This is a genomic window from Flavobacterium cerinum (genome assembly GCF_004028155.1).
Classification (GTDB): domain Bacteria; phylum Bacteroidota; class Bacteroidia; order Flavobacteriales; family Flavobacteriaceae; genus Flavobacterium; species Flavobacterium cerinum.
The window spans coordinates 16683-43487 of the sequence record NZ_SBII01000018.1 but is presented as its reverse complement, the minus strand read 5'-3'; the positions used below and the strand labels follow the sequence as shown (position 1 = coordinate 43487).

At 33.9% G+C, this 26805-nt stretch carries 16 protein-coding genes; 10 read left to right on the top strand and 6 right to left on the bottom strand.

Annotation, left to right across the window (positions count from 1 at the left end):
• Nucleotides 1-637: 637 nt before the first annotated feature.
• Together EPI11_RS18300 and EPI11_RS18295 are read right to left on the bottom strand one after the other, a co-directional pair.
• A complete protein-coding gene (locus EPI11_RS18300) occupies nucleotides 638-1666 on the bottom strand; it encodes a S41 family peptidase (protein WP_128391440.1) in 1029 nt (342 codons plus the stop codon).
• Nucleotides 1667-1763: 97 nt separating this feature from the next.
• On the bottom strand, nucleotides 1764-2915 hold the full coding sequence (locus tag EPI11_RS18295) for an aspartyl protease family protein (protein ID WP_128391439.1): 1152 nt from the start codon (nucleotides 2913-2915) through the stop codon (nucleotides 1764-1766).
• A 189-nt stretch (nucleotides 2916-3104) separates the two neighbouring features.
• Between EPI11_RS18295 and EPI11_RS18290 the strand changes: the two genes are divergently transcribed.
• Nucleotides 3105-3737 (top strand): TetR/AcrR family transcriptional regulator, encoded by a 633-nt coding sequence (locus EPI11_RS18290; protein WP_128391438.1) that lies wholly within the window; start codon nucleotides 3105-3107, stop codon nucleotides 3735-3737.
• A 180-nt stretch (nucleotides 3738-3917) separates the two neighbouring features.
• Here the strand turns inward: EPI11_RS18290 and EPI11_RS18285 are convergent, their stop codons facing one another.
• Entirely contained in the window at nucleotides 3918-4544 is a 627-nt protein-coding gene (locus EPI11_RS18285; RefSeq protein WP_164879214.1) for an RNA polymerase sigma factor, read from the bottom strand.
• Between the two features lie 239 nt (nucleotides 4545-4783).
• Between EPI11_RS18285 and EPI11_RS18280 the strand changes: the two genes are divergently transcribed.
• The 7 genes from EPI11_RS18280 (at nucleotide 4784) to EPI11_RS18250 (ending at nucleotide 16267) form a co-directional block, all read left to right on the top strand.
• Entirely contained in the window at nucleotides 4784-5824 is a 1041-nt protein-coding gene (locus EPI11_RS18280; protein WP_128391436.1) for a FecR family protein, read from the top strand.
• Nucleotides 5825-5985: 161 nt separating this feature from the next.
• Nucleotides 5986-9165, top strand: a complete 3180-nt coding sequence (locus EPI11_RS18275; protein ID WP_128391463.1) for a TonB-dependent receptor — start codon at nucleotides 5986-5988, stop codon at nucleotides 9163-9165.
• Nucleotides 9166-9291: 126 nt separating this feature from the next.
• Nucleotides 9292-10149, top strand: coding sequence for a T9SS type A sorting domain-containing protein (locus EPI11_RS18270; protein WP_128391435.1), 858 nt, complete (start codon nucleotides 9292-9294; stop codon nucleotides 10147-10149).
• A gap of 157 nt (nucleotides 10150-10306) precedes the next feature.
• Entirely contained in the window at nucleotides 10307-11080 is a 774-nt protein-coding gene (locus EPI11_RS18265; RefSeq protein WP_128391434.1) for a hypothetical protein, read from the top strand.
• Nucleotides 11081-11135: 55 nt separating this feature from the next.
• Nucleotides 11136-11417 (top strand): hypothetical protein, encoded by a 282-nt coding sequence (locus EPI11_RS18260; RefSeq protein WP_128391433.1) that lies wholly within the window; start codon nucleotides 11136-11138, stop codon nucleotides 11415-11417.
• Nucleotides 11418-12001: 584 nt separating this feature from the next.
• Nucleotides 12002-14446, top strand: coding sequence for a T9SS type A sorting domain-containing protein (locus EPI11_RS18255; RefSeq protein ID WP_128391432.1), 2445 nt, complete (start codon nucleotides 12002-12004; stop codon nucleotides 14444-14446).
• 69 nt (nucleotides 14447-14515) lie between these two features.
• Nucleotides 14516-16267, top strand: a complete 1752-nt coding sequence (locus tag EPI11_RS18250; protein ID WP_164879213.1) for a choice-of-anchor tandem repeat GloVer-containing protein — start codon at nucleotides 14516-14518, stop codon at nucleotides 16265-16267.
• 89 nt (nucleotides 16268-16356) lie between these two features.
• Here EPI11_RS18250 and EPI11_RS18245 read toward each other — a convergent pair whose 3' ends face one another.
• From EPI11_RS18245 to EPI11_RS18235, 3 genes are all read right to left on the bottom strand, one after another.
• Nucleotides 16357-16707 (bottom strand): nuclear transport factor 2 family protein, encoded by a 351-nt coding sequence (locus EPI11_RS18245; protein WP_128391430.1) that lies wholly within the window; start codon nucleotides 16705-16707, stop codon nucleotides 16357-16359.
• Nucleotides 16708-16789: 82 nt separating this feature from the next.
• Complete coding sequence (locus tag EPI11_RS18240) at nucleotides 16790-17797, bottom strand: LLM class flavin-dependent oxidoreductase (protein WP_128391429.1); 1008 nt, start codon at nucleotides 17795-17797, stop codon at nucleotides 16790-16792.
• 199 nt (nucleotides 17798-17996) lie between these two features.
• Nucleotides 17997-18383, bottom strand: a complete 387-nt coding sequence (locus EPI11_RS18235; RefSeq protein ID WP_128391428.1) for a hypothetical protein — start codon at nucleotides 18381-18383, stop codon at nucleotides 17997-17999.
• A 453-nt stretch (nucleotides 18384-18836) separates the two neighbouring features.
• Between EPI11_RS18235 and EPI11_RS18230 the strand changes: the two genes are divergently transcribed.
• Together EPI11_RS18230 and EPI11_RS18225 are read left to right on the top strand one after the other, a co-directional pair.
• On the top strand, nucleotides 18837-24047 hold the full coding sequence (locus EPI11_RS18230) for a hypothetical protein (RefSeq protein ID WP_128391427.1): 5211 nt from the start codon (nucleotides 18837-18839) through the stop codon (nucleotides 24045-24047).
• Complete coding sequence (locus EPI11_RS18225) at nucleotides 24034-26802, top strand: hypothetical protein (RefSeq protein WP_128391426.1); 2769 nt, start codon at nucleotides 24034-24036, stop codon at nucleotides 26800-26802. The genes EPI11_RS18230 and EPI11_RS18225 overlap by 14 nt, the downstream gene beginning before the upstream one ends.
• Nucleotides 26803-26805 lie beyond the last annotated feature (3 nt).

Below are 26805 nucleotides of genomic sequence, written 5' to 3'. Positions count from 1 at the left end.
CCAAAGTTCCTATACATCTCTGACATACAAACTATTGGTTTGTTTGTGATGTTTATCGATATTTCGATAAAATTTGTACCCTATTTGTACCTCGCCTTTCTAAAAGGCCTGTAAATGCTGAGAAGTTACTTTCTGTATTGGAAAGTAACTAACACAAAACACCAATACACAAAAAGCAAATTTAAAAAACATTAAATCGATGTAAATTAACAATGTAGTGTTTTCTATTCAGCATGTTCCGTAATTTCTGAAACTGAAAAGCTAAAATTGCCCGTCTTTATCAAAATTGCTTTTTACCTGCCCAAAAACTGTTGGAGCAACCATCATAAGCAAAGAATTTAAAGCACATTTCTCTATAAAACGATAAGCACACACATATTTTAAATAACTGTTATAGTTTTTTTAAGTTGAAAGCCCTATTCAAAAGAATTGCAAGGCTTTTATTAATTCTAAAGAAAATAATTTAAACTCTGCTACATCCTATCGGAATTAAAGTTACCATCCAATTTACAAAATGATTTAAACATAACAATTCCTGTTTTTTTCTTAGCATACATATAACTTCAATATTTGCCTTATAACTCCATTCATCAGAAAAGATTTAAAGTTTTTTAATTTTATCTATAAGGTATTACTATCACTTTGCTAATATAAATTTTATAGCTTCCAGAATATTTTTGTCTGATAAAAGATCATTAAAACTATCTTGTTTAGAAATGACAATATCAGGAATGATGCGCTCATGAAAACTTCCACTTCTATCACAGTCATAAGCTGTACTTAAAACTAGTAATGAATCAAAAGGTAACTCTCTGCCAATATTTGATGTTGTCATTCCAAGTGTTTTTTCTCCTATAAAAATAGTGTTTTGCCTGCCTTTAAATGCTAGTGCAGTTACCTCTCCTGAGCTTGCAGTCACCATACTTGTAACTACCGCCACTTTCTCTTTGTCAAGCAATGCACCTTTAGGATTAATGTAGGATAGTTTTTTAGAATTATCCATATATTTTCCTTTCGATAATTTTATTTTACTAACGATTTTTTTATTTACATCAATTGTACCTCCAACCTCATTATCTCCTAGAAAATCATATAAAGCAAGTAACATAGGCCAAGAATTCCCACCAGTATTAAATCGCAAATCTAAAATCCATCCTTCAATATTATTTTGGTCTTTAAATTCTGCTATCTTATCATACAGTGGCTGCGCTATTTTGTGAATATTCCCAGGACTAGTATCTAAAAATCGTATTGAAGGCAATAAAATATAACCAAACTTTCCGTCAAGTACTTTTATTTCAAAACCAGGGTTAGACACATATTTTGCTTTCCATTGTTCACTTAAGTTTTCTTTGTCCACATTGATCTTGACACTGTACTCTTTATTTTTATATAATACCTTAGAGTGCGTTGCGGCAATTTTTTTAAATATTATTGCTATTTCATTTAATGAACTTCTAAAATCAGAGTACTTTATCAAATCCTGATTCGTTTCTGTTTCAACTGCCTTCCAATCTACTTCATCTTTAAGCACATATTCATTTTTCAATATTGAAAATAGCTTGTCATAAAATATGGATATACTATCCGTAGAAGTTGCGTTTTTTTGAGCATTTAATTGGAGCGATAAATTAAAAATAAAGAGCAGGGTTACTATTTTTTTCATGTTTTGTAACATTGATTTTTTTATGAATTATATGTAAGTGCGATTCATAGAGATAATGGCTCACATCTGATAGTCCAACTACAATTAGTATTTATTACTACGATCTATCAATATAAGGTTCGTCATAATGAGAATTAGGTATAAGATAAACGGCATTATTTTGGAAATCCAGATAAGTATTAAACCGTTTAAGTACTTCGCTGCCCAAAATATGAATATTAGATCCAAATTGGGTTTTGCTTGTTGTCATGATTTGTGCCGGGATATTCTTTAATTCATATTTCCCTATTTTTAGGCTATGCAGATTAGAGGTAATCACAGGAACTTCGTTTCCTATTGTGCCATGCATAATCACTTTATTAATAAATTCCATTTTATCTATCGGAAAATTTTCCTGTTTCAGCAGGTCGTTATCCAACATTATTGTTTTTTGGTATCCGGTATCAAATAGAAACCAATTTTTCACTGTAGTTCCATTTTGAGCTATTTGGGCTTCCATAAAAAATCTATGGTTAAAATATCTGATGTTCAGTTTAACTGCTCCTTTATCACGCTTTACTGCTTTTGGAAGTCTGGAATGGACAACCATAATATTTTTATCGTAATTAAGTTCTACAACCATACCATCAAAGATATCCCATCCTAAAAGACCATCAACCTCATGACCTGCCAGCTTAATGTCATATATTTTAGTTTTGTAAAACCTCTTCCCTATTTCAATATCATGAAGGGTATTATACAAATGTATATCTCCTTTCACCTTATTTTTCAGTGCATCTTCTATAATGGTAAGTTCTGTAGCGCCTGTATCAAAATTTAGGTTTATGGTATCCGTTTTATTAATAATTACCTTTATGTAATTTGTATTATACTTATTAATAACAAATGGAATAGTGTCATGTATCTGGGGCACATGTTTACGGTAATCTTTAACTTTTGGGCTTTGAAAGCGGGTATAGCATGAATCTTTGCCGTTAAGCAGGACGATAAAATCTTTATACTGCCCTTCTTTTAGCGTGATACTAATAGAATCAACATCGGTTTTAAGCTTTATAACTGTAGGTTTCGTGAGCTTATTAGTAGTATAAGCATCTATTTTAGTCTCCGGACTTAAGTTCCAGCGTGTTGACAGCTGTCCCTCCTCAAATATTATGGCAAATTTAGAGGAGGAATTTATTACTGGCAGCTTTTTTTGAGAAAAGCAATACGTAGAGAAAATAAGAGCAAGCAAAAATAATATGGATTTCATTGTGTATTAGCTGTTTTTACTATAGCATACTACAGTATCTCCCTGTTATTTTAAAAAGCAGAGCTATCTCTGATTTTCTTCATAAATAAAATTTTAACTGTTCGATTTTTGATTGATTCTGCAAATATATGCAAAGTCACCAAATAGTGACTTATTATTAGCTATTTTTGTTTAATAATTTTTTTACTTATGGCAGAGCAGCCCAAAAAGACACATGTAAGAAATAAGGATAATACGAAACAACAGTTTCTCGATGCTGTAGGGAAACTGCTTCGTACGAAAGGTTTTGCTGCATTAAAAGTTAATGATATTGCTACAACAGCAGGTTTAGATAAAAAGCTTATTTATAAGTATTTTGGAGGTAGAGATCAGCTTGTAGACCAATATCTGATATCAGTAGATTTTTGGAGTAATGTAAAGAAAGAAGATGCAAATTTTGAAATAAATGATGGAGGACACTATTTTGCGAAACAGATGCTTACTGAGCAATTTGATTATGTTGCTTCTAACAGGGAGTTTCAAAAAATTTTGTTATGGGGGCTTTCTGAGAAAAGAAAATCATTGGAAAATCTTGCCGATCAGCGGGAATTAAATGGCGAGGTTCTGCTTAAAAACATTACCGATCCGTTCTTTGGTGACAACGCCGAAAATTTTCGGGCTGCCATGGCAATACTGATTTCAGGGTCTTACTATCTCAATATGTATACATCATCAAGCAATAGCACCTTTTGTGGTATTGATCCCTCAAAAGGAAAAGGTAAAGAAGCCATAAAAACAGCCCTAAAATATATAGTCGACCTGTTGTATAAAGATAATAAATAGAGATATCTTCATCAAATACCACCATCGTAATCAACTTACTTAACCTCAATACAGTTAGTTAGTTAGTTAGTTAGTTGTGATAATAATGCTGCCTGAAAATTTTGTAATCACCTTGTATTTAGTGATATTAACCAATAATTCTTCTTTCTAACCTAGTGTAACCACCTCGGCTTGGCTTTATCACGAATGTAATGAAAGTACCATAAAGACAACATAAAATTCAATATCTGCATGGCGGAAAAAATAATCTGAAATTAAACGGAGTGAGTCAGAAATATGACTTTGGACGGTGTGCGGAGATATATGCATAATTTCTGCTATTTCCTTATGCGACTTTCCTTCATTTCTGCTCATTACATATATTTTTCTTTTTTGCTCTGAGAGTTCGTTAATAGCTGCTTCTAACAGAGCCTGATATTCTTTTATAATAAGTTTTGTATCGGCATTTTCAGCTTCACTTGCTTCTTCCTGACGAATCAGGATATTCTCCATAATTTCCTTTCGCTTTGCAGAACGCAGTTCATTTAGAGATTGATTTTTAGAAAGCGTATAAATATAGTTAGAGAAAGACTGATCTGTATTTAAGGTTTTCCGCGCACTCCATACTTTTATAAAGACTTCCTGCACTACATCCTGAGCTACTGTAGGAGACTTAAGCATGAATAAGCAAAATGACTGCAGCCTATTCTTGTAACGAACATATAAGACTTCAAATGCAGTTACCGAATCCTGCTGTAATAGCACTAAAAGTTCTGTATCGCTAAGTGCAGTAAAATTCTCTTCCCTTATTATTTCGTTCTTCTTCATTTCAATATGCATGATTGATTATTATTAGCGTGTTATAAGATGCAGTTAAGAATAATTTTTTCAGCGCAAAGTTCACCTGTAGCCTATTAAAACATCATATAATAGAAATTAAGGTTGTGTTACGATTATGATGCTAATATTACGTTTTCATCAATTCATAAAAAATGCGTCATAGATAAACGGCCTTGCGGTGTGTATAGATTGTAACGAATAAACAGAATGCATTTAATGCAACTATTATGGCAAAAAAACAATCACCTGCACGATTATTATTCCTGTTTCAACAGTATATAAATAATGAATGTAATGAAGAAACACTCGCGGAATTGCTGGAAGGTTTAAAAGATACATCGGCAGATCAATATCTTGATACGGTAAGCCTATCGCTTTGGGAAGCGATTAAAAAACATAATTCAAAGACACTTACTGAAGTAATGAAAATGGAATTACAGGCAGAAGCGAGACAATTAATCTCTGAATCAGACAACAGAAAACCGGTATACAAACTATCCAAACGCCCGTCTTACAGAAAGATAGCCGCTGCTATTATTCTTTTTATATCCCTGGGTGCAGCATTCTACATTTTTGATGGTACAAATCGAACCGATTCAAAAGAACAGGTAGAACTTGCAATGGAGTATTTCCAGTCAGGTGCGAGGCAAAGAAAACATATGTCATTGCCAGATGGTTCTGTAATTTACCTTAACAGTGATACAAAGCTTGGCATCAGAACAGCTTCATTTAATAGAGAAAAAAGGGAAGTATGGCTTGAAGAAGGTGAAGCTTTTTTTGAAGTGGCTAAAAATCCTGAGAAGCCTTTTATTGTACATACCCAGGATTTAGAAACCACTGTAAAAGGAACATCTTTTAATGTAAAAGCTTATAAAGAGCTTGACGAAAGCTCAGTATCTGTCAGAAATGGTAAAGTGCAGGTTCATAATGAAAATAAGCTTTTAGGCACGCTTACACAAAACAGGCAGATTGTATACAACAAAATAACAGGCCGTTTTGATGAACAACAGGCAAGTTGGAAAGATCCAGCGGCCTGGATGGAAAGCAGACTCGTTATGAAACAAGCGAATGTTAAAGAATTAAAGTTGAGGCTCAAACAGCATTTTGGAGTAGATGTTGAAATAAAAGAAAATGCACTACAGGGAAAATTACTTAGTTGCTCTTTTCATAACAGAGTCTCGTTAAAAGAAGTTCTTGACGGAATCACACTACTCTACGGTCTTAAATATGACATAAGCAATCCCGGCAAAGCAATCATATACAAATAAGTATGCAGCATAGATATTCATATAGCAGTACTAGTTAATCACTACTAGTGCCTGACTTCTCTATTCTCAAAAATGAATTAAAAATTAAATTATTAACTGTCCTAAAATATTAATCATTTATAACAATGTATAAACATTACTTATTAGCAATCACTGTGTTGATGTCTTTTTTATCCATAGAAAGTTTAAACGCGCAAACAAAAGAGTTTTCTGCAGAATCACTCGAAAACAGGCTTAATAAAATAGCTCAGGAAAGTAAACTCAACATTCTCTTTGATGCCACTGAACAAATAAAAACCGCAAAAGTACCCGCCCTAAATGGTAATGGTAAAACATGGGAACAAATTTTAGAAGCCTCTTTACAGACAACTAAATATATATACAAAAAAACGGGGAACTCTTATGCTATTATCAACAAGCCTGCTCCTGCCCCAAAGAGAAAGCCGGGAAAGATAAAAGGAAAGGCGGTTGATAATTTCGGTCTTTCCTTACCAGGTGTCACTATCCGAATAGTTGAAACAGGATTGGTAACTATTTCTGATACTGATGGAAATTATACCCTCATTGCAGAACCAGGAGTTTACACCGTTGAAGCCAGCTATATATCGTTTCAAACCCAAAAAATAACAGGAGTAAATGTTTCTGAAGATAATATTACTCCCCTGAATATAGCGCTAAAAGAAGATGCAAATTCGTTGGCAGAAGTTGTTATAACAAAGACCTATCAAATGGCGACCGCTTCTACCGAGGGGATGCTATTAGAACAGAAGAATGCAGCCCAACTATCTGATGGTATCTCTTCTGAGCAGATTGCCAGGACTCCCGATAAAGATGTGGGTGCAGTCCTAAAGCGTATTACCGGCGTAACTACAATTGATGATAAATATGTTGTTGTAAGGTCTATGGGTGAGCGTTGGAATCAGGCAGTGATGGATGGTATAAACCTGCCCAGTACCGATGCTGTACAACAGCAATTCAGTTTTGATATTATTCCTACTGCTATGGTTGAGAGCGTAGTAGTAAGTAAAAGCGCTACGCCGGATATGAATGCAAATTTTGCGGGTGGTTATGTAGAAGTAAGGACAAAGGCGATACCAAAAGAAGACTTTACTTCATTTTCAGTAGGGACATCCTATAACAGCCGGAGTGCTTTTAAGCCTCGTCTTACCAAGCAGCAAGCTGCTACTGATTATTTAGGATTTGATGATGGCAGAAGAGATTATCCATCATTACAAAATCTTTCCGCACCCGCAACCGAGGCAGAATCCGGGCCATTTATGGAGCAGTCTAAAAGGTTTACGCAAGATAATTTTACGACCTACCAAACGTATGGTGCCCCGGGAACCTCACTCCAATTTGCATTGGGGCGTGCATATGACCTGAAAGATGGCAACCGTTGGGGATTTGTAGGTTCACTGATCTTTAAAAATACCCAGGAAAAGTTGGAAATAGAACATACCGAAAGAGGTAACCGCGTACGGAATACTGTATATACACCAGAAGTAGGTGAAGGTTATTCAACTCTAAAACAATTTGGTTTTAAAAACTATGGGGCCTCATACAATTTCAATTCTACTATGGGTGGTATGTTCAATGCAGGTATACAACTGGGCAGGCATAAGCTTACAGTGCGCAATATCATGATGCATATGTATGATGCTACGCTTACCCAGACTACAGGTTGGGGCTTTTATTCAGCAAGGCTTGAAGAAATACTTAACGGTACTGACCTGCCATTTACAGAAGAAGCAAATTATCCTGTATACCAAACATTTATACAAAATAAAATTGAAGGTGAGCACAAACTGGGCGATTTAGAAATTGACTGGTTTGCAGCATACAGCACTACAAGCAAAGATACCAAAGACGCTACTTTTACAAAACAAGGAAGAATAAAAGTTGGAGATGATGTTCTTGTTGGCCAGGGAATATATAACGCTGATTTTGATCAGTTTAAAAGGGCAAACTTTACTAACGAGGAAAAAAACTATAATGGCGGCATCAATTTTAAGTACGCATTCAATTTTGGCGAATCGTTTCATAACTATATTAAGGCAGGATATTTTGGCACCTATAAAAAAGCGACTAACCAACAGGAATCTGCCGGGTTAGCAATAGTGGGACAGGGAACAGACGTAGTTCTTAATATCAATATGCCTGTTTCGGAATTATTAAACGGGTCCAACTATAAATGGGGTGGTTATGGCTGGCAAAGGACAACTAATTATGGTAAGGAATACATAGGCGATGTTAAAATACATTCTCCTTTTTTAATGCTGGATAATAAACTAACCCGATTTGTAAGACTGGTATGGGGTGTTAGGGCAGAAAGTTTTGTGTACACCCAGATTGCCAGCCAGGCAGATAATCCGAAGAATTTTGGTACAGTGCAGAGGGATGAGAAAGTTTGGCAATACCTTCCTTCAATAAACCTTACGGTAAGCCCCACTGAAAAAATGAACCTGAGGGTGGGTTACAATAAATCGGTGTTACGTCCTCAGTTTGCAGAGCGTCTTAATATGCCCTACTATGACCCTGTTCGTAACGCGAAGGTTTTAAACTGGACAGGCGGGATTGTTTCTACTGTAGTAGAGAACTACGATTTTAAAGCAGAATGGTTTCCCTCGCGTGGTGAAATTTTATCCTTTGGTATATACAGCAAAAACATGAAAGACCCTATTGAAGCAGTTGCAGAGATAGGGGGCGATGGCGGAACAAGAACCATTTATAATATGAATTCACACAGTGCCAAATTATGGGGTATTGAGATGGAAATTTATAAAAACCTGTCGTTTTTAGGAGAAGGCGATGCCCTGAACAGGATTTTCCTCTATGCCAATGCCGCTGTTAATAACACTAAAGTAACAGGTTATGTAAATATAGACGGTACAGGTGGGCTTTATGAGGCTAACCGTCCATTGTATGGCCAGTCTCCATACAATTATAACTTAGGGTTAGACTACATTGGCGACCGTCTCGGCTTTAGTGTGCGTCACAATGGTATGGGCGACCAATACCTCCTAGTGGGGTTCAGCTATCTTGCCGAGGAGATACGAATGCCTTACGGTATTACTGATGCCCAGATAAGCTATAAATTTTTTAAAGATAAAAACCTGGAATTAAAATGTGGGGTTAAAAACTTATTTGACACTGCTATTGAGACATACAGCAATGTTAACAGTTATACAAAAGGGGTTAAAGATTATCAGGGTAAAAATCCACGGGATCAATTTACACTTGGCGCCGGGGCGACCGATAAGTATGATGAAGGTATAGATAACAAATTTTTTAAAGCCTGGAGCGGCAAAACGTTAAGCTTATCTGTGAACTATTCTTTTTAATCCCAAAAAACAGTTTAATAAAAAGTTTAACACAAAAAATAAAAAAAAATGCCAAGGAAAGCAATTGTTGCCCTTTCCTAAAGCATAACAAACAGGCAGCAAATAAAACTATTAAATATTTTAAAGATGAAAAATTTATTACTTTTTGCTTTTGTGGCTTTATCCTTTTCTGCTAATGCACAATTTACAGTTTGGGAAGATGATTTCAATGATGGTAACATAACTGACTGGACAGTATGGGATTTAAATGGGGATGAGCATAAATGGCAAGTTAATAAAAACGTGCAAGTGGGCGAAAGTGGTGCTATAGATCTTACTACGGGCACACATAACGTTTTAGCTGTATATGCTTTTGATTTTGAAACAAACGAATTTTTTCCCAATCCAGACTTTGAGTGGACTGTTAGTCCGGCAATTGACCTTTCATTTTATACAGGAGTTACTGAGTTAGTTATCAATACCCAAAAGATGATATATGATGGTGCAAGTGATTTATATATTTATGGATCAATATCTCCGGAAAAGGAATCTTTTGTAGTACTGGACACAATCCATATACATCGTGACCCTCAAGCGGATTTAGACACACATTTTAGTGATTATACTATTGATATATCACAATATGCAGGTAAAGAGCAGTTCTATTTTGCTATTGTAACGGATCAATTTGCTCTTTATGCAGGACATGAAATAGACAATGTAAAAATTACAGCTACAGAAGTTGTTACTGGTATTGATGATGTTACTAAAACGGCTACTAAAATAAAACAAAATCCGGTGTCAGAAACACTGCAACTGCAGTTAAGCACAGCAATAGACGCAGAAGCTTTAAATGTGCAGATATACAATACAAGTGGTATGCTTGTTAAAGATGGTAGATACACGGAATCTGGTATTTCTGTAAGTGACCTTTCCAGTGGTCTGTATTTCCTGAAATTGTCTAATGGAACCGTAACTGAAAGGATTAAATTTATTAAAAAATAATAGCATTGAATTATGTTTTATTTAGAAAATACTGTTGATGTTATATAACATCAACAGTATTTTTATAGTACTATGGTAAAGCATAAAAATGACTCCGTTTCCCTGAGTTAACAAAACGGAATATTATAACTGATTTAAAATACAATTTACAACTGATATGAAAAATATATTTAAAACAATGTTCCCTGTTTTGATATTTGCAGCTTTTTTTCTGGGCTGTTCTAATGAAGACTTGAAACCAATATATGGTGAACAGGTAGCAGGAAAAGTAGTAATAAGGGGCTACAGCACCTTAAAAGATTCTGTACAGATAGTATCGAATGGTAAGATACTCAAAATAGGCGAAAAGAATACTTTCATCGGAAAAATAATAAAAGACTATGAATTTGTATACTATGACAATAAAGAAAAAAATATAGATATTATCAACAAAGCTACAGGTGAAATACTTCACTCCTACAACTTTACTGCAAGTAGTCCAAATGATACACTTTCATTTTATGTAAAAGACGGGATCTGGCTGGACGATGTATTATCCTTTAAACCCGGGGTATTAAGCGGAACTGGTGTAACTGGCTATAAGTTTATTTTTCCTACCATGAACCGGTATTCGAACAGCGGATATGATGGCCCAATCGATGGCATTATAAAAAAACTAAATGGAGAGATATTGGGCGTAGCAGAGAACATAACCAAAGATAGTTTCAGCAATTTTGTGGAATTTGCCTTTGCTCCACCTCCCATATTTACTGTACAACTTGTAAAACACGGCACTACCGACTCTTATATTGCTGGTCAGCAGGTAGTTGTACAGATGGTTATGCAAAACAATAAGTCAAGAATGATCGTCCTGGATGAAAAAGTAAATGAAAATGGCACTTTTTCAGGTGTTGAAGGTATCATTAACCTAACTGATTATTTTGATTTTTAATCTATGCCTCAACAAAAGAAATAATAATAAATACAGGTAAAACGGCTAAAAGGGAATGCAGGCACTAGATCAGAAAAAACATCAAAACATGCTTAAAGTCATCTGTAAATTTGATGAACTCATTACTATTTACGGAAATATTGTTCCCGAAGGGCAGAATGAGATTATCAAAGGTAATATAGCTGAATTTAAAAATTCATACGATTATTATAACCTATTGCTAAAGGAACTCGAAAATTGTATTTGTACTTATAAGGAAGTACAGGAATCACTACAGCGAATCATGTTTCCTAATGTAAGGAAGATGAATACCAAGGCAAGAAATAAAGGGAGTTAGAAGTTTTTTATAGTTTTTATTTTGAAAGCAGAGTATTTTAGTATACTCTGCTTGTTTTTTGAGCCTTATCTGGAGCATAAATTTAAGAGAATTCGAATTCTTACGTCTTTTATTTTAACTAAAATCTATATTTTTTTCTGTAATCAATTCCCATACATCGAGTTATTATACATTTAAACTATTTTTTAAAAAAATAATGCTAAAAGATTGATTCGTAATATGAGGAAAATATCAGTCCGATATTAAATAAAATCTAATGGATATATTGGGATAAAATAGTAATCTAATTAAAATTTAGATTTAAACAAAAACAGCAAACGCCTAGTAATCAAATAACAACAAAAAAAACATCTATTATTCTTATCAAAAAAAACTTACTTTTGGATGGATTAAAAATGTTTTCTTATCAATAGTAAACTGCTGCGGCAAGTGTCGTTGATTAAAATATAAAAGAGTTGTTATTATTAGTAAGCTTCCATTTAAATCCAAATTGTTACATGGTTAAAAGCGCATTTAATCAAGATTCAAACACTAGGTTGGGCCCACTTAGTATTATCTAATTTTTAATATTTTAAACCAATCTTATGAAAGAACTTATTTTATTTAAAAAGAGTACCCTACGCGGAATTGCGTTTTGGATGCTCATGTTAATTAGCCCCATGCTGTGGGCACAACCAACAGTAAAAGTACCTGCAAATTGTGAGGTAGTTGTTACAGGATCAGGAATAGGCGTGAGTCTTGGACTTGGGGGTACAGTAGGAAGTGGTGGAATTGTTGTTATGCCAGATCCATTTGATATTCCCGGTACAGGAGGTGATTTTACATTAGTTCCAAACGGAACAACTGTTACAAACTGGTCACTCGCAGGAGATTTATCGGTGCAAACTGCTAACGTACCCCCTGCTGCTGCTGTACAAAATGCTGGCGCTGTTGCATTACTTAATATAGAATCTTATAATAAAAATTTACGCCCGGCAGAATATGCACCTCTATCGCCGGCATCAAATTCAAAATGGGGACGTAGTAAAGGTCGTGTAACTTTAGGCTACAGCCAGCCTCCCTGTAACAATTCAATTACCTTTGAGATTTATAAAAAATACAGTAATGTTTCTCCTGGCTGGGCACCGCCAATTATTGGGCCTGAGTGCCTTTTGCCAAATCAAAAATATACCTATTCAGTAGACCAGATCGCTAGTGATAATGCTTCCAATGCTATTGGTTTTGACAGATACTACTGGAGCGGATTGCCAGTGGGATCAACTGGGGTATATACATCAGCAGATGAAAGCTCTATAACATTTACAACTGGGAGTTCTGTATCTCAATTTACAATTAAATGCTGTTTTGGCAGAGCCAATAACTGGGATGGAGATGCTGGTGCGGCAAATACTACCTGTGTTACGAAATTTATTGGTGCTATACCTGCTACACCTGCCTTTATCACGGCACCTCCCACATGCCTTGCAACAGGTGTAACCTCTTTTAATATTACGCTTACACCTGTTCCTGGCTATACATATACATGGTCTGAAGCAGGAACCTCTTGGTCACTTAACCAATATGGAGCACAAAATGCAAATCTTGCAGTTTCAGGAGTAGACAATAATTCAGGAGTTCTTACCCTGACTGTTGATAACGGAACTTGCGAACCTGCAGAATTTATCTATCCAATAAACAGGAATTTTGTAGCACCTTCAGCGGCTATATCAGGACCAACATGTATAAGTCCAGGTAGTACTAACACCTATTCGTTACTGGGAAATACCTTAATTAATAATACTACCTGGACATTACCATCTGGCTGGGTTATATTAACCACCCCACCAACAAACAGCCGTAGAACTATTGTTAGTGTTCAGGTGCCCTCATCGGCTCCGGCTGGTGCATATACGCTTATTGCACGATCTACAGATTGTCCAAGCACTTCAATTAGTTACACTGTATATGTTAGGCCTCTAACCCCAACTTTTACAGCAGCTCCAAATTGTTTTGTAAGAAATAGCGGAACACCACAAACCTATACTGTTACCACATCACCTGGAGCAACAGGATATTCATGGGTATTTCCTTCCGGTTGGTCTCCTGCTAGCATAACAACATCAACGCCAACAGTAACAGTTACTCCAGGAGGCACTCTACCATCAGGAATTGTTACAGTAACTGCTTTAGGTGCTGCCTCTTCTTGTAATAGTGCTACTACAAGTTTTACAGTAAACTATGTTACAGTTGCTCCCAATACTATAACAGCCAGTTGTTGGAATGTTGGTCTTGCAGGGACTACAACATTAACTGTTGCGAATGCTCCAAGTCCTTTTTATGGCACTTACACTGTAACATCAGTACCTGCTGGATTGTTTAGTTCTTATTCCGTTAACTCAGCCGGAATTATTACACTTAATACTCTTGCAACTGCAAGCGGTACATACAGTTTAACAATAACACATGTATCGGGAGGGCCGTGTACTCCTGCTTCAACAAATATTCCTGTCACTGTTACAGGTAACGGATCAAGTGTAGCATTAACTGCAGATGTGCCTGGTGCAGGAAATTGTGACCAATATATTGTTACGCGACCGGTAGGGTCAACCGTAATTTGGAGAGTTGATGGTATTGTTGCTGTGAATTCACCTACAGTCAATATTTTTGGTAATACTCTTACTTTATGTGGCAGTACCGCACCAAGCACTGTTTGCGCTGACGTAACTTTTAATGGTTGTACAACAAGAACCTGTGCTACTAGTGTTGGAACACATGGTATGAGATTAGGAAATACTGGTAATACTGATAATACCATTAAAGGAGTGAATCTATATCCAAACCCAAATAATGGTAATTTCTATATAAACATAGATGATATTAAAGAATCTGCCAGTGCTATATTAAATGACAGTGCAGGTAAACACATAAAAACCTTTACTCTTAAAAAAGGAGAGAACAGAATTGATAGTGAAGGAATTGCAAAAGGAAATTATATTGTTGTACTGATTATAGATGGCAAAAAAGAATCAAGACAGATTATAATTAAATAAATTTAAATGATTGGGAAAGTTTTGGTGTATTACACCAAAACTTTCTTATTTTTAATTAGTTATTTTAATATGATGAAACAAAAATTACTTGTTATTTGTTGTTATTTTTTTCTTACTTATGCTTCTGCTCAAAAAGAATATTGGGGTCTGATAAGCGGAACAACGGCTGCTACCACATTATATGGTAATGGATCTATTTTCAAGACAGACCAAAATGGTGCCAATCCGCAACCTGTATATAATTTTGATTCAACAAACGGGATGAGGCCCTATGGCAGATTATTTGTAGCATCTAACGGAAAACTATATGGTACGGCATCACAAGGTGGGTATAATATACCCGAAACCGATAATACAGGTGGCGTTTTATTTGAATATGATCTGACTATAAACCGTTTCAAAGTTGTTACCTCATTTGGGAGTACTCAATTACCGACTATGAAAAACCCTCAGTCTGGTATAATAGAGCCAATTGACGGAATGCTCTATGGGATAGCTTCGGGAGTAGGCATTTTTAAATACAACATTATCAATGAAATCACTACCGTTGGGTCATTGGTAATTAATCCTTACAATGGAATGAATGGATTCCCTAACAGAATAACAGGAGAGCTTATGGAGGCATCTGATGGCAATTTATATGGCACAACTCAATATTACTCCTCCTGCCCTACATTAACTCCTCTTTTAGGATCTATAATACGATTTAACCCTTCTAATAATTCGTTTAGTTACATTTATCCTTTTAATTGTACATATTACGACGGAGCCGGCCCAACAGGTTCTTTAATAGAAACTGTATCTGGAAAACTTTATGGTACAACGATGAGAGGTGGCAACTATGGTTATGAAAACAGTATTGGCGATGGCACATTATTTGAATATGATATTGACACAAATACATTTACAAAAAAAGTAAGTTTTAATGGCAATACTACAGGCTCTATACCTGGGCCTTTAACAGCTGGGCCAAATAATAAACTTTATGGAGTACTAACAGGCAGTGGCAAAAATCCAGATAATCCAGAACAAGAGGTAAAAGGATCATTGTATGAATATGATCCTGCTACAGGAAACATAACAATTATGCATTATTTTGCAAAAATCGGTAATGATTATCCCACAGGACTCACACCTGCCCTTAACAGCTTGCTATTGTCATCTGATGGTAATTTCTACGGTATAAATGGTCATGGTGTTTTTAAATTTAATCCAATCACTAAGGAGGTAACCTTAACCGGGATTACATCAATTGATTATTTTTATCCTTCTGACAGCAGTGATCTTATAGAAATATGCCGTAAGCCAACATATAAATATTTTGATACTGATACTTACACTTACTGTATAGGCGAATCCTTTGCATTTGATATTAAAAACACCAATGCAACTTCTTATATCTGGAAAAAAAACGGAATAGAACTCCCGACACAAACCAGCGGTATTTTAAACCTTACTGCAATGCAGCTAAGTGATAGTGGTGATTATAGCTGCGAAATGCTAAATGAATGTGGAACTACTACTACCATGATGCTGCACCTTACAGTAGAAGGATGTATGGGATTAGAGGAAGTTATAGGAATGAAAAATACTATTACACTCTATCCAAATCCTGCAACTAATACGATAAATTTACAAATGCCGGAGAATAGAAATTTTGAGATACAAAGCCTCACAATCTGGAATATGTTGGGACAAAAGATGTATTTTGATACACAAAGGTGTGAGCAAATTAATGTTAGTAGTTTTAGTCCAGGTATGTACCACATTCAACTACATACTGATAAGGGAAATTGGGAAAATAAATTTATAAAGAACTAATTGTCAAAATCTACCTTCAAAATATTATATACCATTCTTTTAAAGGCATATTATAAATGATTGATTTTAATGATTCTGTAGCATCATATCTATATGCTTTTAATAACGAATGCCTTTAATTCAGCCATCTTACCATTGTAGAATCGCCAGATATCACAATAGCTGTAATCAACGATTTTGCCGCTTTCATCCTTCATGTTGATCTTGCCTATTGCAGTAACAAAATCATCCTCAGCAACTAAGTTTTCAACTAGAAACTTTGGAGGTTCCAGATAGTTAATCCTCATATATTCGCGAATGGCTTCTTTGCCTCGCATTGTCTTATCTCCAACAAATTCCCAAACTACATCGTCACTACAGAAAGAAAGAAACCCTTCATTATCACCTTTTGAGACAGCTTCATTTGCATTTAGTAATATTGTCTTATTATCTGAATTCATAGGTTTGATTTTAAAATTTATATTCTGATTTAAACAGATAATTTTATTTTGCTTATTGGTTATAATGATTTAGATTTTTCTTTTACTTTGCCTGCATAATCTCCGATACTATTTCATAAGACTTCAGCCTATCTTCATGATTGTGTAGATTCGACACGATCATAAGTTCATTAACTCCTGTTTTTTCTAAGAATCTGTCAAGCTCTTTCGCTACCGCTTCTTTTCTACCTACAAACGAATATTTTAGCATATCCCTCACTGTAGGATTATGTTGGATCATCATCAAATCATCGGTCATTTCCATAGGAGGCTGTAATGGTTCTCTCTTGCCTGTTAATATTCCCAGGAACATACGGATAAGGGAAGTGAAATTTTTTTCAGCTTCATCATCTGTATCTGCTGCTATTACATTTACCCCAGCGATGGTATAAGGCTTATCCAGATATTTTGAAGGTTTAAATTCCTTTCTATAAATATCCAATGCTTCTTGGAGTAATGATGTTGCAAAATGGCTTGCAAAAGCATAAGGAAGCCCCATTTTTGCTGCAAGATGAGCGCTATCTAAACTTGAGCCTAAAATGTATATGGGTACATTTACGCCTTCAGCAACCACAGCTCTTACATCAGACCATTCATTCTCATCTGAAAAATATTTTTGTATCTGCTCTATTTCTCCAGGAAAATTGTGTACTGACTGCATTCTATCGCTACGTATAGCGTGTGCTGTAATCTGATCAGTGCCTGGTGCTCTTCCTAGTCCTAAATCAATTCGATTAGGATACAGCCTCCCCAATGTACCAAACTGTTCGGCCACAATAAGCGGCGAATGGTTAGGCAGCATGATACCACCTGATCCTACCTTTATTCTTTTAGTATTTCCCGCTATATGTCCAATAAGCACTGAAGTGGCTACACTCGCAACATGAACCATATTATGATGTTCTGCGAGCCAAAAGCGGTTATACCCCATTTGGTCTGCCTTTTGTGCAAGATCGACACTATTTTTAAATGTTTGTTCTATTGTTACTCCACTAGAAACAATGGCAAGGTCTAATATCGAATAAGCTATATTGTTTTTTGTTTTATTCATAATTATATGCTCGCACCTGAATTTAGATTTACAATTTTCAGGTACTGTAATTTATTTGTTTATTAAGCTCGTAAATTTCTTAACGATTGTGAATTAATAATCGTAAAAAGTATGCCAAAGCCTATGCAGCAAGTACAAATTATGTGTAATCGGCTGTTTTGTCATGATAAATAAATAGTAAAACAACAAAAAGAAGGTATTACTTTTTATCAGACTCACTTTCCATGACTTTAATTTCCGTTTTTTCTTTTTTTATTGCCTGCCTTAATAATGCAAACAAGCTCATATAAATATTAGCAAGAAATACTAGTGCAAACCCCGCAATGATATAGCCACGCGAATCAGAAAGTAGTAAATGAAAGTCTGTGAAAATGATAAAAAATAATGTAATATAATGACTGAAGCAATATTCGCATGTAAAAAGATAGAAAAATTTTCGTTCAATGACGTTTGAAGATACTTTGCTACGTTTAATACAAAATTCCCTAGGCTCTCTGAAAACTTCTTCTTGTGTAATAGTCCATGCGATACAGGCTATTGGAATAGCAAGAATAAATAAACTTAAAATTTGGGTACATAAATCCATCGTTGCTGATTTATAAATAGTTATAATTAGTGGCAAACTAACTCAATGTTTAATCTCTACTGTCAAAAAAACACTTCTGCCAACAAAGAATTTTAAGAGAAACATTATCCGAAAGATACTTTTCACTTAATGATAAAGTTAAATCCAGAAAAGAATCTTTAAAAAGATTTATAAGAAGTTTAACTTTTATTACTACTCTCCAGCTTAGCTAATTTTTGGTTGTTTTTATCTGGCTACTCTATATTATAGATAAGAATACAGAATTAATTCTTGATAAAACGATAATAATCAAAAATTTATTGGCTCATCATTCAGGTAAAAATACGGGCTTTTTATTGCTTATAATTCAGGTAGAAATACGCATATTTTCTTTAAAGAATAGTATTAGTTTTGAAATCATTCTTTTTTATAAGAGTAATATTTTCAGCATCTTAACCAACTAAAAATAAAAAAATGAGTAATGTTATAATTAAAAAATCAAATATCCATCAAACTATTTCATACAAAGAAGATGATTTAAGTTTTTTAGAGAACACTGTACAACCTTATATTTTACAAGGAATAAAATTAGGTCAGGCAACAAATCTTTTATACGGTCTAAAAACTGGACTTAGTACTAAAACATCTAATGTTTCTCCTTTTTTCACACCAGCTATTGAACCATTACCACTAATAGATGCTGTTATTTCTCCAAATGATAAAGCATATTGGCAATTACCCAGAATAACTATTCATAGCAATGTAAATAGTTTGCTAAGTGCAGTATTTCCATATACTATAAACCCTTTAACAGGAGATTTAAGTACCTTTTCTTTACCATCTGGTCCTCTTTTGATTGAAGATTTAAATAAATCAGCTGTAATTACTGAATTATCAAGTTATTTAGGTGTAGATCTTACTGTTCAAAATTTATTTATGTTGGTCGAATTGAATAGATCGGTTGGTAGCGCATCTCACAATTATACTGCAGGAACCGGTGGAAATGCTAACGAGCACCTTACACCAAAAGCAGAGCAAGCGGTTAATAGTCTTAACGAAATGTTTTCTGATAGTACTGGTAAATTAAATGCGACTAACGCGAAAGAATTTATAAATTCTTATAATACTGTTGGTACACATTATGTATCTAAGATTACTGCCGGAGATAGAATTTTTCAAGTCTTTGCATATAATAGTAAGACTTTTGTTGAACTAACAAATGCATTTAATGCAAGCTCGGAAGGAAAAGGATACGTAGATGGAATCGAAGCTAATTCTTTTCAATATTATACGACGCCATTTAACTCATCTACAGGAGTCGAATTGGGTTATGTAACTCAATTGGGAAATATCAATATTGTTAGTTCTGATAGTGTTTTTCAAAATTCACTTAAAGCAGGTTTATGGAATGACGCTAACAGAGCACATGGTAATTCCATTTTTTCAGCATTTAATAATCCTGAAAAAATTCAGCTAACTGATTTTAAATCTGTAGTTAGAGTTTCTTTTGAGTTAACGCCAATTGGAAACCTTATTCCTGTTGATAAATCTGAGAAAGGTAGAAATTACTGGAATCGTTTGTTTAAAGGAGCTATGTTACAAAAATATGGACACAATATACGTGTAACATATCCTACACAAAATAGCTATCAATGGAAAAATTTATTATCTAACTCAGGAGCCTGGGTATCAACAATAGCAACACCAAGTGTTAATGTCTATGATGGTCACTTGGCTTTAGATAAAATACAACTTACTAACAGAGAAATTGTAAAAGATTTTAGTTCATGGAGCGTTGTAATGGAATCTCAGAAGTCTTCAACACCAATTCCTGGTGAAGCTATTTCATTATTTTCATACTTAATTGATACCACAGGACCAGATGCTCCACCTTCCATTGAATTATCAAGTAAAACGGCATTTAATAATATAAAAATGGCGTGTGGAGAAATGGATGGAGCATTAACCATTGGGTATACAAATGCTACAGAACAAAAAACAGTAATAGATGGTATTGTGTTAATATCAAACACCTCGAAAGATCAAAGCGATCGTAGCACCATTACAATTAACTCTGATTTATTTGGCGAACAGGATTCAGTATTACTTACTAATCAATCCCAAAATTTAAATTTTTCAATTGTTACTTGTCAGACATTATTGTATTCAAGAGGAAATACAGCTAAAGATGCACAGGATCTCGCTCATAATTGTTTGGTATGGCTAACAGATATAATACCAAATACAGAAACTATTTCTTCTGAACTGGCTACCGTACGTCTTAGAGCATCATATTTAGCGCATGTAGCAGGTAATTTAGAAGAAGAAGGAGTAACAGTTCCTTATTTAACTTATAAAAGTTATGAGAAATATATAGATGAAATGTCTAAAGCGGCAGGTTCATTAAATGCAACAATTTATAATTATCAAAATAAAATTGAACTTCAGAAAAATGCTGAGCTTGCAGCTACAAATGCTCAAGAAATTAATGATAATATAAAGAAATCAGGAAATTTATTAAAAGAGTATATTGATGCTGTTGCTATAAATCAAGGAGATATTGCTGCTAATTATGATAATATCATTAATACAAAAAAACGAGAGCTAAAATCTACCATATCCAGTTTCTCCAGCCTTGTTAAAGGAGTGGAAGATCAGAAAAAGGCTGTTCGTTATGCCAAACAGGATTTTGAAAAGGCTATGGTAGATTATGAAACTACCTTAATCATAAAAGCTGTTATCGACATCAGTATGGCTTTTATGGCAGTCGGGTCAACAATTGTTATTCCTTCATCTTCGATAAGTGCTCTTGCGAGTTTAGGAAGTACAGCTCAAAAAATACAAAAAATACTTAATGTAACGACTAAAATATACGATCTAGAAAAAACTATTGAAAAATCGGTTAAAGATATTGTATCAGTAACAAATACTTTAGATCAATTAGCAAAAGCTCAATTAGATATGCCTTCTTCATTGGAGTGGTCAGAAATGGGCATCAACTTTGAGGCATCACTTGCCAGTACACCTTCTGAAGTGGCTGGGGCCAAAGCTAAATATGTTGCTGCATTTAAAATATTAGTTTTAAGAGCACAGGCAATGATTAGTGCACAATCTAAAATTGCTCAGATAAATGCCGAAATCATGCTGAATGAGGCACAGTCTAAAATTAATCAGGATCAAAAAGACCGTCTTAATAAAATCGTAAAAGGTTTAAATTATGGCAGCACAACAAAACCTAATCTTTCTGAAGTAGACTTATTAAGTTTAACCGGATATGTTCAGTCACAACTAAACCAGGTACTTGGATCATTAGCCCAAGCACTCATTTTACAGGATAGTGCTGTACAGTTTGAATTACTAGCAAACCCTACACCAATAAAAAAATTCGATTTAAATAGCTTGCACCTTGTTATGGTTAGTCAGCAGGCTAATATAATTACTGCAAAACAAGCATTTAATCCTCCCCCATTTGTTGTTAATGATCCTATACAATATATCATAAAAAGTGTGCCTGTAAAAGAGTTTACTAAAGGGAACACTTATGAATTTACGATACAACCGAGTGCAAAAGAATTTCAACCCTACAACATGATCCGAATTAATCAGGTTGTGGTTGATGTTCCTCAGATAAAAGGATCTAAAAATGGAAAATACAGATTAGATCTTTCTTGTCTTGGAAACCCATTCCAGGATAGAAATCCATCAGGAGAACCATTAGTTTTTAATACCATGGCTAGATATTTCGGCCCATTTGAATATCAGGCAGATAATCATAAACCAATTTTTGGTAATGAAACCGGGGCTATCGCTAAAGATATTACACATATTACGCCACTATCAACCTGGCAAGTAACTATGCCAGAATTACCGGTAAACGAAAACATTGATTTTGGTGAAAATGAATTTGTAGACATAGTGCTTTCATTTAGAATAGAAGCTTTGGCTCAAAATGCATTGTCAAGATTTTGTGCACTTAAAGGCAAATCCGCTAATAAGATGTCTCATAGTGATTTAGTTAAAACTATGTTGCTAATGGCAAAAAAAGTACAGCCTCTAAAGAATAAGTCTGCAACTCCACAATTAAATGAGGCAACTCCACAGGATGCAACATTACAGAATATGCTTGAGCAAATGAATCAGGCACAAGGAGTATTAAAAGGATGGGATTGCGTACTTAATATGTTAGAAGAGCCTGTTAATAAATTTTTAGCAAAGCAATACGAAGAAAAATACCCTACACAAAAACCAATGGTCGTTGAAGTAGGATTTTGTGTGCCTTCTCCTTCCCCAATTCCTAGTTTTCCAGGAACTATTTTTAACTATACAAAGTTCTCTGTTAATTTGGCTCAGCCTTTATTAGAATTTCAAGGAAATAATAGTAATTACGTAAAAGTTACACAATTAATCCAAAGTGGATTTATTCAGACTGGTTCTATGTTTAGTCCTAAAGAGAATCAGGCATGTCCAATACCTTTGAACATTGAAAATCCAGAAATAAAATGGGGCGAGAAGAAAATTATTGATGTTTCAAAAAAGCCAAAATTAGTTGGAACAGTTGGTTTAGGGCTGGTACAGGGATTGGTAGAACCTATATTACCTGATGGAAAAAAAGGAGATAAAAATGATTCACATTCTGTCATATTAGATTTTTCAAAAGGAAGTTTTATTGCTGAAAATTTAAATATAGATACAGATAATGCCACATTGAATTTACAACTATCAAATTGGTTTGAAACCAGTGAGATTAAATATTTAATTAATACAGTTGTTTTTAATGATGCAACAACATTAAAATCTTTACAGCCTACAAAATTCAAGTTGAATGTTCTAACCACTAATAGTTTAAAAAATATTTTACAGGTATTTATAACTACTACGGGGCAACAACAAAGCAACCTTACTATAAATGTAAACGAACCAATACCTGATGGATATCATAATTCATTAATGATCAACACCAAAATAATGTTTAACAATATTTTTGTTGATAGTTTTAATCGTGGAACAAGTAATATACAGGTTGCCCCTGTTATCCCTAAAAATGATTTTACTACATGGTCTGCAAAAATAACATCAGGAACCGTTTCAGGTGAAGCCAAATTTAATAATACAGGTAGCAGTGAAACCAGAATAAATGCTTCCGGAAATACGATTGTCTGGCCACTTAAAGATCTAACTTTCACACCAACAATAGAAAATGGTATTCAACTTACATATGAGGCTAATCAAAATGTAGGTTTCCAAAACAGAAGATATACTTGTTATGCATCAGAATTTGGGTCAAATTGTTCTTGGGGTTCCTGGAATAGTTACAGTGTAGATGTTAATGTGAAACTTACAGGAAATTATCCTTTACAGGTTATTAACTCTGGTAAACAGCAAGAAATACAAATTGCAAGTACTCCTCCAACAGTTACAGTTACCCCACCGGATTTAAAACCAACAGGGCCATGTGAATGTAATGATAATGATCTAAAAATTCAGGTTGGAAATATACTTTCAGAACAAGTACCGCAAAAATTAAAAGATTCAATGGGAGGAATTAAGTTTTCTCCAATTTCAGTATTTGCTTTATATAATTTGTTATTTCCAACCGATAATTTTATTGAAATGAAAAGTGCATACGTACCTGGTGACTTAGTTGTACTTGGAACGTTCAATAAGTTTGTTGATGATAAAAAATAATTCCAAGTTAAATATAAAAGAGAATGGCCTTCCTAAAATTGGGGAGGCCATAAATCTCTTATCACTATTGCATAAAAATCAATTTGGCTTTAATGAATTTAAAAAACCTGAAGAAACAGCTTTAAAACAATTTGAATTAAATGAATTTTCAAAAAATAGTTTTACCTGGGATCCGCTGCAAGTAACAGTTCATAATGGAGTCGAATCGCTATTAGATCAGGTTGCTCTTTATAAAGTATGCCCACTATTTTCTGAAGATAATGAGTATAAACTTTCTCCTGATATGTTCGGAGAAACTATTGATAATTACTTTAAACAGTATGAAAATGATTTTAAAATAAATCTAAAAAAAGACAGCTATTACATGTTGTTTGAATTATCAAGAATAAAAATTCAAGCAGAACATGAAGTTACTGCTCAACCTAGTCGGGCATATTTTGATAGAGACACACATTTAACAAATGATTGGAAAGTAAAATCAAGACAATTAAGACCTGGTACGCGTGTTCAGGAAAATGATGAGCATGATACTATTGTTTCAGTTTCCCAAAGTCAAAAATATTTAGAATCATTTTATAATTATGGAACCCATTTTATTTCAGCAATTGAGATCGGCGATAAATTGTTACAAGTAATAGAATTGAAAGACCATATAGGAAAACAAACTTATGAATACTGGAATGAATTAGGAAAAGGTAAAGCCGTTATGGGAACAGAAGCACTTCATTTTAAATTTTTTACGGGTGAAAATTTTGCAGAAACTGTAGGAGATATAGTTAGTTTTGGAAAAGATCATGGCCTTGCTGATATAACTAAACAAGGGCTATGGGAAGATTCAAACAGCATAACCGGAAACAGTTTAATGGCAATATTTAATGCTGATGAGAGATTAATAAAATTACTTAATTCAAAGTTAACTTTAGTCATTCCCATAAAAATCGAACTAACATCTTTAGCGCGTTTTATGGAATATTTTAGAGCTATTAACTTTCAAAAAATTTTAAAAGGAGCATTAATTCAACGATGGGGAACTATAGTTCAATCACCTATCAGGAGAATGACTAAAACTATTGATAGAATAGATTTAAAAGTTTTAAATGAAACACGTTCTTTTTGTTTTGACGATAATAATTTTATTTATGGCGATAAAATAACTGAACAAGATTTTCATACAGCTAAATTGAATAAAAAAAATATAAATAGCTGCCATAGAATACTATCGTTACATGAAACGCTGTCATTACAAGATATTCGTCCCAACATTTTAACTCAATTATTAGATTCAAATTCACTATCTAATAAAGCATCTTCTCTATTGCTTTCAGATACTGATTTTGATAATGTCCCAATTGTTTGTCAGCAAATGGATGGAATATTGATTTTAAAAAACAGTGATGAATCAAAAAAGGATACCATAGTTAATGGCTTGCGTTTTTCAAGTATCAAAGAGGATGACTCTGAATTGAAAATTTTCATAAAAGAGGATATACACAAAATTGACCTTAATAAAATAGAAATCCTACTCCCCTGCATCTATATTACATTGATTAATACACAAGCTAAATTGGCTTGTCCTAAAACCAATAATACACAACGGGAAGAAGTAGTTTCTTTTGTTAAATGGATTGCAACACTATTGTCTTCCGATTCAGAAATAAAAAACATTAATAAATTACATTTATTTGCATCTCATCTATCAGATGTTGAGTCGATTGAGGTTGATTATTCAATTATTTTTGATGAAGATGTACTCACAATAGTATATAAATATTTTATTCAAATAGCAACAATAATAACGCAGCCAGAATTTAGTATTGTTGGGAGAATATTAGATTTTAAAGACGAAAAGGAACTTTTTACAATTAAAAATTTCATTAAAATAAGAGAATATCAAATAAAGCTATCAGAATCTTATTTGTCGATGCTAAATCAGTTACATCAGGCATTAAAAGATAAAATGAAGGAGTTCGACTTATCTCTTAATCTTGCTAAAGAAAAAGTATCAAAAGGAGTAAATAAATATAAAGAAACTTTTAATAACAATGCGGTATCTCCATCATGTAAAGTATTATTTGAGGGTATTCTATCCGGAATAGCAGGATTTTCATTTACATACAACAATGAAGAACTTAGAGATCATTATGACGATGAATCTGTTACTACTGCAAGTGATTTTGCGAATCATGAAAACATATTCTATGTGCTTTTTAGGCAAATGGACTCTATTAATATTCTTTATAATAATTTCAATAGTGGTAAAATAAAATACAATGTTAATTTATTAGATCAACTTCCAAAAAGTCATGAAAGAAAAATACCTGAGCCATTCTGTTTATCTAAAATGCGTAAAACATTTATAAATTCTGGAGCAATTTTTCCTGATGAAAAAGAGATTGATGTTTTGTTGTCACTATGGGATGACTTTGAAAAAGAACGTATTAGAAACCTTAAAAGCAAAGAATGTTTGCTATCACTGTCCTTAGAGTTTGGTTATTTATCCATACCCGATGAAGAGATAAATTTCTATAGTAATACGTCTGATATAAATTATAAAATTGATTTAGAGTGTTTTAAGATAAATACAGTTCTCAATAAAATTGTAAGACTTCAAGAAGCTGCGGCCTCTTATGAAAATATATACATTCCTAAAAATTTAGAGCATATCAATAATACATCAATTACCTATTTAATTAACGCATTAAATACTGCACTAGCAGAATTTTTTAATGAAAAAAAAATAAGTCAACAAAACTAAAAC

Excerpts from the sequence above, each read along its gene's own strand:
- EPI11_RS18300 (WP_128391440.1), bottom strand. The coding sequence starts at position 1,666 with ATGAAAAAAATAGTAACCCTGCTCTTTATTTTTAATTTATCGCTCCAA.
- EPI11_RS18295 (WP_128391439.1), bottom strand. The coding sequence starts at position 2,915 with ATGAAATCCATATTATTTTTGCTTGCTCTTATTTTCTCTACGTATTGC.
- EPI11_RS18290 (WP_128391438.1), top strand. The coding sequence starts at position 3,105 with ATGGCAGAGCAGCCCAAAAAGACACATGTAAGAAATAAGGATAATACG.
- EPI11_RS18285 (WP_164879214.1), bottom strand. The coding sequence starts at position 4,544 with ATGAAGAAGAACGAAATAATAAGGGAAGAGAATTTTACTGCACTTAGC.
- EPI11_RS18280 (WP_128391436.1), top strand. The coding sequence starts at position 4,784 with ATGGCAAAAAAACAATCACCTGCACGATTATTATTCCTGTTTCAACAG.
- EPI11_RS18275 (WP_128391463.1), top strand. The coding sequence starts at position 5,986 with ATGTCTTTTTTATCCATAGAAAGTTTAAACGCGCAAACAAAAGAGTTT.
- EPI11_RS18270 (WP_128391435.1), top strand. The coding sequence starts at position 9,292 with ATGAAAAATTTATTACTTTTTGCTTTTGTGGCTTTATCCTTTTCTGCT.
- EPI11_RS18265 (WP_128391434.1), top strand. The coding sequence starts at position 10,307 with ATGAAAAATATATTTAAAACAATGTTCCCTGTTTTGATATTTGCAGCT.
- EPI11_RS18260 (WP_128391433.1), top strand. The coding sequence starts at position 11,136 with ATGCAGGCACTAGATCAGAAAAAACATCAAAACATGCTTAAAGTCATC.
- EPI11_RS18255 (WP_128391432.1), top strand. The coding sequence starts at position 12,002 with ATGAAAGAACTTATTTTATTTAAAAAGAGTACCCTACGCGGAATTGCG.
- EPI11_RS18250 (WP_164879213.1), top strand. The coding sequence starts at position 14,516 with ATGATGAAACAAAAATTACTTGTTATTTGTTGTTATTTTTTTCTTACT.
- EPI11_RS18245 (WP_128391430.1), bottom strand. The coding sequence starts at position 16,707 with ATGAATTCAGATAATAAGACAATATTACTAAATGCAAATGAAGCTGTC.
- EPI11_RS18240 (WP_128391429.1), bottom strand. The coding sequence starts at position 17,797 with ATGAATAAAACAAAAAACAATATAGCTTATTCGATATTAGACCTTGCC.
- EPI11_RS18235 (WP_128391428.1), bottom strand. The coding sequence starts at position 18,383 with ATGGATTTATGTACCCAAATTTTAAGTTTATTTATTCTTGCTATTCCA.
- EPI11_RS18230 (WP_128391427.1), top strand. The coding sequence starts at position 18,837 with ATGAGTAATGTTATAATTAAAAAATCAAATATCCATCAAACTATTTCA.
- EPI11_RS18225 (WP_128391426.1), top strand. The coding sequence starts at position 24,034 with ATGATAAAAAATAATTCCAAGTTAAATATAAAAGAGAATGGCCTTCCT.